At 38.0% G+C, this 12758-nt stretch carries 13 protein-coding genes; 9 read left to right on the top strand and 4 right to left on the bottom strand.

The window, feature by feature from the left end; genetic code table 11:
• Positions 1–11 precede the first annotated feature (11 nt).
• Positions 12–320, bottom strand: a complete 309-nt coding sequence (locus BN988_RS04140; protein ID WP_036573397.1) for an ArsR/SmtB family transcription factor — start codon at positions 318–320, stop codon at positions 12–14.
• A 192-nt stretch (positions 321–512) separates the two neighbouring features.
• Between BN988_RS04140 and cbpB the strand changes: the two genes are divergently transcribed.
• The 8 genes from cbpB to BN988_RS04100 all read left to right on the top strand — a co-directional run bounded on the left by cbpB (position 513) and on the right by BN988_RS04100 (position 8617).
• A complete protein-coding gene (gene cbpB / locus BN988_RS04135) occupies positions 513–959 on the top strand; it encodes a cyclic-di-AMP-binding protein CbpB (protein ID WP_036573394.1) in 447 nt (148 codons plus the stop codon).
• Positions 960–1211: 252 nt separating this feature from the next.
• The gene (gene dapD, locus BN988_RS04130; RefSeq protein ID WP_036573391.1) at positions 1212–1931 is read left to right on the top strand and encodes a 2,3,4,5-tetrahydropyridine-2,6-dicarboxylate N-acetyltransferase; all 720 of its coding nucleotides are present in this window, start codon (positions 1212–1214) and stop codon (positions 1929–1931) included.
• A gap of 12 nt (positions 1932–1943) precedes the next feature.
• The gene (locus BN988_RS04125; RefSeq protein ID WP_036573390.1) at positions 1944–3074 is read left to right on the top strand and encodes an N-acetyldiaminopimelate deacetylase; all 1131 of its coding nucleotides are present in this window, start codon (positions 1944–1946) and stop codon (positions 3072–3074) included.
• 57 nt (positions 3075–3131) lie between these two features.
• Positions 3132–3374: a YkuS family protein gene (locus tag BN988_RS04120; protein ID WP_036573388.1), complete on the top strand. Its 243-nt coding sequence runs from the start codon at positions 3132–3134 to the stop codon at positions 3372–3374.
• Positions 3375–3541: 167 nt separating this feature from the next.
• Positions 3542–3976 (top strand): TlpA family protein disulfide reductase, encoded by a 435-nt coding sequence (locus BN988_RS04115; RefSeq protein WP_036573386.1) that lies wholly within the window; start codon positions 3542–3544, stop codon positions 3974–3976.
• A 276-nt stretch (positions 3977–4252) separates the two neighbouring features.
• Positions 4253–6004, top strand: coding sequence for an ABC transporter ATP-binding protein (locus BN988_RS04110; protein ID WP_036573384.1), 1752 nt, complete (start codon positions 4253–4255; stop codon positions 6002–6004).
• Between the two features lie 11 nt (positions 6005–6015).
• The gene (locus BN988_RS04105; RefSeq protein WP_036573382.1) at positions 6016–7857 is read left to right on the top strand and encodes an ABC transporter ATP-binding protein; all 1842 of its coding nucleotides are present in this window, start codon (positions 6016–6018) and stop codon (positions 7855–7857) included.
• A gap of 94 nt (positions 7858–7951) precedes the next feature.
• Positions 7952–8617: a potassium channel family protein gene (locus tag BN988_RS04100; RefSeq protein ID WP_036573381.1), complete on the top strand. Its 666-nt coding sequence runs from the start codon at positions 7952–7954 to the stop codon at positions 8615–8617.
• Positions 8618–8688: 71 nt separating this feature from the next.
• Here BN988_RS04100 and rnjA read toward each other — a convergent pair whose 3' ends face one another.
• From rnjA to def, 3 genes are all read right to left on the bottom strand, one after another.
• Entirely contained in the window at positions 8689–10356 is a 1668-nt protein-coding gene (gene rnjA / locus BN988_RS04095) for a ribonuclease J1 (protein ID WP_036573379.1), read from the bottom strand.
• 3 nt (positions 10357–10359) lie between these two features.
• Positions 10360–10569, bottom strand: coding sequence for a DNA-dependent RNA polymerase subunit epsilon (locus BN988_RS04090; protein WP_036573377.1), 210 nt, complete (start codon positions 10567–10569; stop codon positions 10360–10362).
• A 586-nt stretch (positions 10570–11155) separates the two neighbouring features.
• Positions 11156–11707, bottom strand: a complete 552-nt coding sequence (gene def / locus BN988_RS04085; protein ID WP_036573376.1) for a peptide deformylase — start codon at positions 11705–11707, stop codon at positions 11156–11158.
• A gap of 289 nt (positions 11708–11996) precedes the next feature.
• Between def and BN988_RS04080 the strand changes: the two genes are divergently transcribed.
• Entirely contained in the window at positions 11997–12713 is a 717-nt protein-coding gene (locus BN988_RS04080; RefSeq protein ID WP_036573374.1) for a YkyA family protein, read from the top strand.
• Positions 12714–12758: the final 45 nt, after the last annotated feature.

Genomic DNA, 12758 nt, shown 5'->3' with positions numbered 1-12758 from the left:
TATCGCCCCCTTTAACTTATATGTTTTGCATGTTCAATCGATTGTTCAAGCAAGTTCATAACATGGTAATCATCTGGAGAATAATAATACTTTGTTTTATCTCGCCGGCTCTTTACTAGACGGAGTTGTTTTAAGTATTTTAGTTGATGTGAAATGGCTGACTGATTCATATCTAATGTTTCTGCAATTTCACTAACAGAACATTCCCGTTGAAATAATAAATGGAGTATTTTTATTCGCGTCGGATCAGCTAGTGCTTTAAAAGTTAAGGAAACATTATCTATTAATGCTTCATCAATTGGAGTATAGTTCAAGTCAATTCCCCCTTACAATATGATCATATGCTCATATTGTAATATAAGTGCGCTTTAATAATCAAGGCGCGTGGTAAGATATTTTTTCTATTTGTTCAGTTATGATAAACTGTACATGTAACTGGAAATTTTTACGCTAGTCGTGTAAACGGAAAATTATTGTTAACTGTGAAGATAGATGTAAAAGGAGCGCATGCTATGAGTATGATTCAAGCTAATCAATTAACTGCTGGTACAGTAGGGGATTTAATGATTTCTTCAGAGAAGGTAGCGCATGTTCAAGTAAACAATCCGTTGGAACATGCTTTACTCGTCTTAGTAAAATCTGGCTACTCAGCTGTCCCCGTTTTGGATCCTTCCTATCGACTAAAAGGTACGGTCGGTAAGACGAAAATATTGAATGAAATTCTTGGTCTGGAACGATTTGAGATGGAGAAGCTTGCTCACATGGAAGTGAAAGATATTATGAATGAAGGTCTGCCTTGCTTAAAAAAGGAAGATAATATAATGGATGGATTAAATGCAGTTATTGATCACCCTTTCGTATGCGTAGTAGATGAGGAAGGGTACTTTGATGGAATCTTAACAAGAAGAGCAATACTTAAAAAGCTCAAGAAAGATATCTATACATCATTATATGAATAAAAATATAGTAGGCGGTGACTCTTAAGAAGCATAGAGATGAGTCATCGTTTTTTTACGGGGTCAGAAGCATAAAATGTTAGCTAGGAAGCAATAACGATATGTTCGAAATTTGGAAGTCCCCGTATAAGAAATACATACACATTCACAAAAGACGGCCAAATGCGAGTTTCTCTAATACAGAATAGTTTATAATTGCTTGAGGAAAAGGCGTCTGCTAAAGTAAAGATAGTATAGTATTAGGAGGAAAAGATATTGAACATGATGGATGCAAATGAAATTATTAGTTTTATCTCAAACAGTAAAAAGAGTACCCCAGTGAAAGTCTACATAAAAGGTGATAATCTGGATGCATTAGAATTTGGTGAGAGTATCCAGGCCTTTGTTGAAAATAAAAGCGGCGTTTTATTTGGTGAGTGGGATGCTATTAAGGCAGTCTTGGAACAAAATAAGGCCGTTGTGTCAGACTATGTTGTAGAAAATGACAGAAGAAACTCTGCAATCCCGTTATTAGATCTAAAGGGAATTAACGCTAGAATCGAACCAGGAGCAGTGATTAGAGACCAAGTAGAAATTGGTGACGGCTGTGTCATTATGATGGGGGCTATGATTAACATTGGGTCAGCGATAGGCGCAGGCACGATGATTGATATGAATGCTGTACTTGGTGGAAGAGCGACAGTCGGTAAAAATTGCCACATAGGGGCTGGAACAGTACTTGCAGGAGTTATTGAACCACCTTCAGCAAAACCTGTGGTTATCGAAGATGATGTAGTGATAGGTGCAAATGTAGTTGTTCTGGAAGGAGTAACTGTAGGCAAAGGGGCGATTGTCGCTGCTGGAGCTATCGTTACAAAGGATGTTGCTCCAAATACTCTTGTTGCAGGTACACCGGCAAAAGTACTTAAAGAAATTGATGAAAGCACCAAATCTAAGACAGAAATCAAGCAAGAACTTCGTAAACTTGATAATTAAGCGGGTGAAACAATGAGTGATGAAACACTACGTTCGATACGGCGAGAATTACACCAGATACCCGAACTAGGATTTCAGGAAACAAAAACCCAGCAGTATTTATTGGATAAGTTGACAGCGTGGCAGACAGAACGGGTCCAAGTAAAAAAATGGAAGACTGGTTTGCTAGTCCGAATAGCAGGTACCAATCCGAAAAAAACAATAGGATTTCGTTCTGATATAGATGCGCTTCCTATCACAGAAGATACTGGACTTGCCTTTTCTTCCACTCACGCAGGAAGAATGCATGCATGTGGACATGACTTCCATATGACAATTGCACTTGGTTCTATCCATTACTTTGTTGAGAACCCGCCAGTAGATAATCTGTTATTTGTTTTTCAACCAGCAGAGGAAGGCCCGGGTGGCGCTTTGCCCATGCTCCAATCTGACGTGTTCCAAGCGTGGTTTCCAGATATCATTTTTGCGCTACACATTGCGCCTGAGCTACCAGTAGGAACCGTATCGAGCAAGGAAGGGTTACTTTTCGCTAATACGAGTGAATTGTTCATTGATTTTAAAGGAAAAGGCGGGCATGCTGCGTATCCCCACTTAGCCAAGGATATGACGGTTGCCGCAAGTCAATTTGTTGTGCAACTCCAACAGGTTATTTCCAGAGGAATTGATCCATTGGAGAGTGCCCTTATTACGATAGGCAAAATGGAAAGTGGCTATGTACAGAACGCCATTGCGGAAACGGCCCGACTAGAAGGTACAATTCGAACCCTTAGTCCGCAAACCATGCCAATTATTAAGGACAAGCTACAAAAGCTAATAGATGGTTTTTCCCTCGCTTATGAGTGTGAGATAGATGTCGATTATGGAGCAAACTATTACCAAGTATATAATGATGCTTCCTATGTACATCTTTTTTCCAAAGTAATGAAAGAAAACGATATTAAATTTGATACAGCGCCTGCAGCGATGACGGGAGAGGACTTTGGCTACATGCTAAAAGAGATTCCTGGGTTTATGTTTTGGCTTGGGGTTTCCTCACCTTACGGGCTCCATCATGCGCAACTAAATCCAAATGAAGACGCCTTATCTGTTGGTGTAAAGGCAGTGGTGCAAACCATTGCAGAATTGACAGTAAATGATGCATAACATTAATCTGAATGCAGAAACTATATAGGAGATTTTCTATATAGGAGGCTGTATAATATGGCTCGAATTGGTGTTGAAGGTACGTTGTCTGATGTTAAAGCGGCCCTCATGGAAATGGGGCATGAAGTTGTTGACCTAAAATCAGCAGAGGATGCAGCATATTGTGATTGCTGTGTGATTTCTGGCCAGGATAAGGATCTAATGGGAATGGCAGATACGATTATTTCTGGGCCTGTCATAAATGCACAGGGTACAAATGCAGCTGCAGTGTGTGATCAGGTAAACCAAAAGTTTAGCTGATAATAAAGTTTTTTGAAGGTACAAAGCTCTCCTTATAGGAGGGCTTTTCTTTTTTTGAGAGTAGGTATTATCGTCAAAAATTACTAGAATTACTCTCTATAGGCACCAAAGTGGAGTTGTACGACATATAGATAGAAGGAATAAGGAGCAAAATAAGGAGGTTCGTTATGCAACTACGAGAATCTATTCCGGATCTTTCAGGTGCAACAAATTGGCTTCATCAGGAAATTAGAAAAGAAGAATTAGAACATGGTCTTCCCGTTCTTATACATTTTTGGTCTGTGAGCTGTGATTCCTGTAAGAGGAATATTCCAGTTTTAAACTCTGTTATGGAAGCCCATAAGGGGAAAATTCAAGTCATTGCGGTTCATATGCCACGTTCCGAGAAGGATAAAGATCTTAAGCAAGTTATCCAACAAGCCCAAAAATATAATATCGTACAACCAATTGCAATCGATGACCAATATTCTCTAGCCCATTCTTTTTCTGTTCGGACAGTGCCTGCTTATTTTTTGTTCGATGGGGAAGGGCAACTGAGATATAAACAGACTAGTGGCTCTGCAAGGTTACTAAAAAAGCGCATTGAGCGATTTGTTGATTAAGCTTCATTGGTGTTGTGAAGTCATTTTAACAGCGTAGCCAATACGATTTGCTTTTATAAAGGCATCAAGAGCGCACTTATCTATAGAGTAAGTGCTTCCTTGATGTCTTTTTATATTCTTCCGTCGACGATGAATTTCTGCTTAATGCTACATAAGAAGTAAAAATAACCTAACTTGAAAAATAATTTAAAAAATTAAGCAAAAGCAGTAGATATTTATTTCGGAACCCGTTATATTAGTAATTACGGAAATAAACATCCTAAGGGAGGGAACAACTTGAATACGTTTAAAAAGTTAAAGCTGTTTTATTGGCCGTATAAGAAATACTTCATTTTATCACTAGTATTTCTTATCTTTGTAACGGCAATCACAGTAGTTTATCCAATTATACTGCAACAAACCATCGACAATGTTGTCTTAGGGGATCAATACTCTCTGATTCCTTACATTGCAGGAATCTTTATTCTTTTAATGGTTGTTAAAGGTTTTGCGACCTATTTTCATCAGTATTTGGGAGATTTATTTGGAATAGTATCTGTTTATAAACTTAGAAATGCATTGTATGGGAAGTTACAGACATTATCATTTAAATACTATGATAATGCTAAAACAGGTGACATCATGTCTAGAATGACAGCAGATGTGGAAGGTTTCCGTTTTTTTCTTTCAGCGGGCTTTGCAGAATTAATCCGGATTGTATTATTAATCGGACTTAGTTTAGCTGTTATGTTTTACTATTCCGTTCCACTAGCACTGGTAACAATGGCAGCGATGCCTTTTCTAATTATTGTTGTATTTAAGTTCGATAAACGGGTTCACCCTGCTTTTAGAAAGATTAGAAAGTCCTTTGGAAATCTTAACACCAGAGTCCAGGAAAATATTAGTGGCATGAACACAGTGAAATCACTATCAAGAGAGGACTTCGAGATTGGGCGATTTTCCAAAAACAACGATAACTACCGAAAGAATTACTTAAAGACGTCGTACATTTGGGCGAAGTATTTCCCGTTAATGGAATTCATAGGGGATGTATGTGCTGTAGCCTTACTGACCTTTGGAGGATATCTTGTTATTTCAGGAAGCCTAGCGCCTGGTGAACTCATCGCATTTTTTAGTTTGGTTTGGTATATTATGGGACCACTAATGAATCTAGGGTTTGTCGTAAATCAGTTTTCTCAAGCCAAAGCCTCTGGAGAAAGACTACTTGAAATTCTAGATGCTAAGGAAGATATTGTAGAAAAAGAAAATGCTCTTCAAACGGATATTAAAGGCCATGTGACGTTTAAAGATGTAACACTTACCTATATAGAGGATGATGATGCAGCGCTAAAAAATATCTCATTTGATGCACCTCCTGGTAAAGTAATTGGATTGATCGGCGCTACGGGATCAGGTAAAACAAGTATTACGCAATTGATTACCCGTTTTTACGAAGCGGAAAAAGGCGACGTACTTATTGATGGCCACCCAGTAGTTGATTATGAACTCAAAAAACTGAGGAGCAGCATTGGTTTCGTCTTACAGGAACCTTTCTTATTCTCAACGTCAATTAGGGAAAATATTGCATATGGAAATCCCAATGTGACAGATGAGCAAGTGATTGATGCTGCAAAACGTGCGCAAGCTCATGATTTTATTATGGAAATGCCGAAAGGATACGATACGATGCTAGGAGAGAGGGGGATGGGACTCTCAGGTGGCCAGAAACAACGTATCGCCATTGCTCGTGCTATTTGTGTGGATCCAAGCATCCTCGTACTAGATGACGCTACCTCAGCAGTGGATATGGAGACAGAATTTAAAATACAAAAAGCCCTTAAGGAAGTAATGAAGGGGAGGACTTCTTTCATAATTGCTCACAGGATATCTTCTCTAAAGCATGCGGATGAAATATTAGTACTTGAAGATGGAAAAATCGTGGAACGAGGCGTACACGATGAGTTAGTTTCAAATAACGGAACATATCAACGTATATATGATATTCAATACCAGGACCGGGAAGCAATTATGGGAACTGTACAAATATAAGGGGGGATTCGATGGCGAATACTAGTAACGCTAAAGATAAAAACAGACATCTAACGCGATTTCACTATACGGTTGATCAGGCAATTGAAAAACAATTTAACTGGACACAGATGATGCGTTTGCTCGTCTATCTGAAACCATATTCGAAAAATTATTTACCTGCTGCGATCATTGCCATGATGATATCTACGGCAGTTAGGCTAACTGTACCAATTTTAATTGGTAAGGTCGCGATTGATATTGCCATTAAAAACAAGGATACCACAATGTTAACCTATCTCGTGGTTGGCATCGGCCTTCTTTATTTATTAAGCTTTGTAGGAAACACCTTCCGAATTAAGTGGGTAAATATTCTCGGTCAAAATGTTATTTATGACCTTAGACAACATTTGTTTTCTCATGTGCAACGTTTATCACATCGCTTTTTTGATTCGCGATCAGCGGGCTCAATACTTGTAAGAATTATGAATGATATCAATTCATTACAGGAATTATTTACAAATGGAATCATTAACCTGCTAATGGATGTTGTGACATTAATCGGCATTATCGTTATCTTATTTGTATTAAGTCCAAAGCTCGCACTTGCTATCATGGTTATATTGCCGATCATGTTCTATATTTCTACAAAACTGCGGAGAAACATTCGCCGCTCATGGCAAGAAGTGCGCATTCAGCAATCCAGGATGAACTCGCATTTAAATGAGGGTCTCCAAGGAATGCGAATTACACAATCTTTTTCACAAGAAAAGGAGAATGGGGAATATTTTAATGGTGTGAACCATGGTTTCTTTGAAAGTTTTCGTGGTGCGTCAAAGAAGAGTGCGATGTTTAGACCACTCGTTGAGATGTGTAATGCGATTGGTACAGTAATATTAATTGCTTACGGAGCACATCTTATATTACTTGGTGAAGAGAATGGCGGAATAGCACTGGGAACGTTTGTAGCATTTGCCTTTTTCCTTGGTATGTTCTGGGAACCAATCTCACGTCTTGGGCAAATGTATAATCAACTTTTAATGGCAATGGCAGCCTCGGAAAGGATTTTTGAGTTTCTTGATGAAAAGCCAAACGTCGACGAAAAGGAAAATTCTTATCACATTGATGAAATGAAGGGGCATATAGAATTCGATAAAGTGGAATTCTCTTATGAAGAAGGCAGAATTGCTCTCCATGAAATATCCCTTGATATCAAGCAAGGCCAAACAATCGCTCTTGTGGGGCATACAGGGAGTGGAAAATCGACTATTGCTAACTTAATCAGTAGATTCTATGACCCTACTAAAGGGGTTGTAAAGATTGATGGGCATGATTTACGAGATGTTAAAATTAATAGCCTTCGTCAAAAAATCAGTGTTGTTTTACAGGATACCTTTATTTTTTCGGGCACCATAATGGAAAATATCCGTTTTGGTAAGCCTAACGCAACGGATGAGGAAGTTATGGAAGCAGCTAAAGTAGTTGGAGCAGACGACTTCATTCAACGGTTGGGAGAAGGATATGGTACCGAAGTTGAAGAAAGGGGAAGTATCTTATCAGCAGGGGAGAGACAATTACTTTCCTTTGCTAGAGCACTTCTAGCGGACCCAACTATCCTCATTTTAGACGAAGCGACAGCAAGTATAGATACAGAAACAGAAGTGAAAATACAAAAGGCGCTAAATAGGTTACTTAAGGGTAGAACTGCAATTATTATTGCGCACCGACTATCTACAATTAGAGAATCGGATAATATCTTTGTACTAGAAAATGGAAAAGTGCTCGAAAACGGGAACCATGAGGAATTGATGGCTAAGCGAGGAGAGTACTTTGGATTGGTGAAATCTCAGTTCCAAATGCTTGATGCAATGTAAAAATGAAAGGAGCAACTCGAAAAGAGGTTGCTCCTTTTTCGATTCATCATGTATGATAGCTATATTGACTAAGTTGAGTGATGGAGGAAAAATAATGAAACGTGATTATGCAGTAATCGGATTAGGAAGATTTGGGGGAAGTATTTGCCGCGAATTAAGCATGGAAGGAATGGAAGTACTAGTTATTGATAATGATGAAGATAAAATCAATGAATATAAAAATATAGCCTCTCATGCGGTAATCGCAGATGCCACGGATGAAGCCTCATTAAAAGAGTTAGGTATTAAAAATATTGACCATGTTATTGTTGCTATAGGAGATAATATTCAGGCAAGTATTTTGACTACTGTTATTCTTACCGATCTAGGAATTAAGAAAATTACAGTAAAAGCGCAAAATGATTATCATGAAAAAATCCTTAACAAAATTGGGGCAGACAATGTGGTTCACCCAGAACGAGACATGGGGAAAAGAATCGCGCATAATATAATCTCCAATAATATACTGGATTATTTGGAGCTTTCAGATGATCATAGTATTGTAGAGGTAAAAGCTGGTGAGAAAATGGTTGGCAAGACGTTGATTGATCTAGATATTCGTGCGAACTATGGCTGTAACGTTGTAGCGATTAAGCAAGGGAAGGACATTAATGTGTCTCCTGCTGCCGAGGATGTTCTTGTAGAAGAGGACGTGCTAATTGTAATAGGTTCAGACAAGGATATTTCTCGTTTTGAGAAAAATCTTGTTATCGAAGATTAAGTTAGATTAATTTCGCTGACTATTAATATGGGAAAAGCCCGGGAACAATTCCCGGGCTTTTCCCATATTAATTAAACTTCCATTATAATCGGTAGAACCATTGGTCTACGTTTTGTCTTTTCATAAAGGAATGGTGCAATGGTATCTGTAATTTCATTTTTAATTTCAGACCACTGTGTTGTTCTACGTTCCATTACTTTATTTAAATGATTGGAGACAAGCTTCTGTGCCTCATTAATAAGGTCTTCTGATTCTCTCATATAGACGAATCCACGTGAAATAATATCAGGACCTGCAGAGATCTTAAACTCCTTCATATTAATACTAACAACAACAATTACCAAACCTTCCTCAGAAAGGATGCGGCGGTCACGTAATACAATGTTTCCAATATCGCCAATTCCGCTTCCATCTACGTAAACAGATCCTGAAGGTATTTTACCTGCGATAATAGCATTATCCTTACCTAATGCTAGAACATCTCCATTATCCATTACAAAGGAATTATCTTGATCTACAGCACATAATTCTGCCAGCTTGGTGTGTTCCTTTAACATACGGTATTCACCGTGTATTGGCATAAAGTATTTTGGCTGAATCAATCGTAACATTAGTTTTTGTTCTTCTTGACTACCATGACCTGAGGTGTGGATGTTGCTTAGTTTCCCATGTATAACATCTGCTCCGGCACGGTAAAGTTTATTAATCGTTCTACCAACACTTACTGTATTTCCAGGGATTGGTGAAGAAGAGAATACAACAGTGTCACCAGGAATGATTTGAATTTGCCTGTGTGTACCATTCGCGATACGTGAGAGGGCAGCCATAGGCTCACCTTGTGACCCGGTACATAAAATCGTAACTTCATTTGCAGGAAGACGGTTTATTTGATTAGCTTCAATAAACGTGTCTTTTGGGGCTTGAATGTAGCCTAACTCCTGCCCGAGATTGATCGCAGATTCCATGCTACGGCCAAAAACAGCAACTTTGCGGTTGTGCTTAACTGCCGCTTCTACAACTTGTTGGAGACGGTAGATATTAGAAGCAAATGTGGCAAATATTAATCTGCCATCCACTCTGCCGAAAATATCATGAATGTTAGCACCGACTACCTTTTCTGACATTGTAAAACCAGGTACTTCACTATTTGTACTATCAGATAGTAAGCAAAGTACGCCTTCTTTGCCTATTTCTGCCATTCTGGAAAGGTTTGCAGGTTCCCCTACAGGTGTGAAATCAAATTTAAAATCACCAGTGTGTACAATATTCCCCGGTGGTGTCTTAACGACTACTCCATAAGAATCAGGAATACTGTGGGTTGTACGGAAAAAGCTTACAGATGTTTTACGGAATTTTATAACATCATCTTCTTGAATTGTGTTTAATTTTGCATTTCTTAATAGTCCATGTTCATCCAGTTTATTTCTGATTAATCCAAGTGCAAGTTTCCCTGCATAAATCGGCACGTTAATTTCACGGAGAAGATATGGTATTCCACCAATATGGTCTTCATGTCCGTGTGTAATGATTAAACCTTTAATTTTATCTTGGTTTTGCACAAGGTATGTGTAATCAGGAATAACATAGTCAATACCTAATAGTTCGTCTTCTGGGAATTTAATTCCAGCATCAATTAAAATAATCTCATCCTGGAACTGCACCCCATAGGTATTCTTTCCGATTTCACCTAAACCTCCGAGTGCAAAAACTGCTGCTTGGTCATTCTTAACAAATTTCATGTGTTAAGCGTTCTCCACTTTAAAGGTTTCTGATTGTTTTTCATATTCTAAATGTGCCTCGTCTAGAACATGGATATATTCAATGTTGAATTTTTTCTCATTTAAACTGGAACGAACTTCTCGAACAGAGTCCGCTTCTACATATGCACATTTTGTGCGTTCTCGGACTGGAATCTCATCCTTTAGTTCTTGGTATAATACTTTATAAATCAATCTCATCTCTCCTTACATGACTTTCTTCATGGTTTTTATTTTATTTGTATTTCTGATTGCCTGATAACCGATAAAAGCTATCATTCCGTAAATGTGGCAATTCAGAGGCATCTGTTATTTCCGTAGCATTCATATTAAATATTGTACCTTTTTACACTGTGATTGGGAAACCTCAATGGTAGTCTTTTTTACAAGTTGTAGGTACACGTCCTTGGCCTAAAAAGTCTTTCCAGCGTTTCTTGAGCTTTTCTTTCAGGCGTTTTAACATACGAATGCAGCTCCTTTCGAATATTAAGAAAAGCAACAAAAACGTTCTACCGATCCAATCCCTCTTATTTATAGTATAGTACGAGTTGAGGAATATTGAAATAAAAATACGTTATTTGTTGGAAAAATATTTATTATTTCACCTGGAAATGCTTGCTAGCATGATATGTTCTATTTTTCACCTATCGCATTTTCTTATACATATACCGCAGTATTTTCCGTCATTAAATGGATTTAATCCATATCATACGAACGGAAAAAGCTGAACTATAGATAAAGTTCAGCTTTTTTCGTTCATATCATGTTAGAGTTGGGGCATTCAGTCAATTGCTTTTGCGTTGTCTGGTGTCGCAAATGGGTTCTTGCTGTTTATGCGATCATAGAACATAATTCCGTTTAAATGATCAATCTCATGCTGAAACACAATTGCTGCATATCCTTTAAGTCTTAGCTTCAATGGATTGTTGTCCATATCCGTTGCCTTTACTGTAATTCTTGCATGACGTATCACATATCCTTCAACTGTTCTATCTACGGAAAGACACCCCTCTCCTGAAGAAAGATATGCATCCTCAACAGAGTGACTAACAATTTTCGGGTTTACAAGACCATAGCTATATTTTTTGCCATTAAAGTCTTCAAAGTGTATAGCAACAAGGCGCTTGTTAATCCCCAATTGTGGTGCGGCTAACCCAACTCCAGCTCGTAGATCATATTTTCTTGCTATTTCATCATCTTGGCTATTTTTTAAAAAAGTCAGCATTTCTTCAAGCAACTCCCGGTCCTCGTGATGAAGGGGAGTTTCGACTTCTTCCGCTGACATCTCCAAAGAAGGATGTCCTTCACGGACGATATCTTTCATTGTAATCATATTTGGTCACTCCTGCCTGCAAATTTAATTTGAAAATAGGGTTAAGTTTGTTGCCGGTATGCCTAAAGAGTCTACCGTAAATGGTAGGTCATAATTAACGAGATAATTCATACTACACGTAACATACCATTTAACCTATATATCTTTCGTGCTTTATTTTATCATAACTTGTAACATTTGATCATAATGTTTGACTGGATCACTCTTTGTTGAAGTTTTTTACCAGAGATTTCACATGTTTTATGTTATACTTGGGGGCATACATCAAGATTGAGAGGGGAATAAGCCGATGCCATTTAAAAAAGCATCTATATTATTACTATTAGGCTTGCTTACCATCATATCTGCCTGTAGCAGCGAATCGACTGAAGAACAAATTCACGGACATTTAGAAGAAGCTGTAGCCCAGGAAAAAGGATTTGAGGAGCAACAGAGCAACATTACAGAACTTGAGCGTCAGGAACAAGAACTATACAGTCAGATTATTGAACTCGGAACAGATGAGATGGATAAGATTAAAGAGCTTTCTCAAAAGGCCACGGAAGTTGTGACAGAAAGAGAGGAAGCACTTGAAGCTGAGAAAGATAGCATCAATTCTGCAAAAGAGGAATTCCAAAAAACAGAGGACTTGATCGCGGACATCGAGGACGAGCAGTTAAAAGAAACGGCAGAAAATATGTATTCTACCATGATGGATCGTTTTACGGCATATGAAAAACTTTATCAAGTATATGCTACTGCCATTCAACAAGAGAAAGATCTGTATGGAATGTTACAAGATGAAGGTACGGAACAAGAAGAACTCACCGATCACATCAACACTATTAATGAGAGTTATGAACAAGTGCTAGATGCAAACGAATCATTTAATGAAAGCACAGCTTCTTATAACGATTTAAAGAAAGAGTTTTATTCTCAGGCAGAAATAGAAGTAGAGTATGAAGACGCTGAGTCCAAAAATGAAGACCAAGGACAAGAAGAGCAAGATCAAAATGAATCTGAATAATATCATATCATTATAAAGAAGGACTGATTTTATCAGTTCTTTTTT

Source organism: Oceanobacillus picturae, assembly GCF_000612865.1.
GTDB lineage: Bacteria > Bacillota > Bacilli > Bacillales > Amphibacillaceae > Oceanobacillus_B > Oceanobacillus_B jordanicus.
The sequence above is the reverse complement of the archived record's forward strand: the minus strand, read 5'-3'. Positions and strand labels throughout refer to the sequence as shown.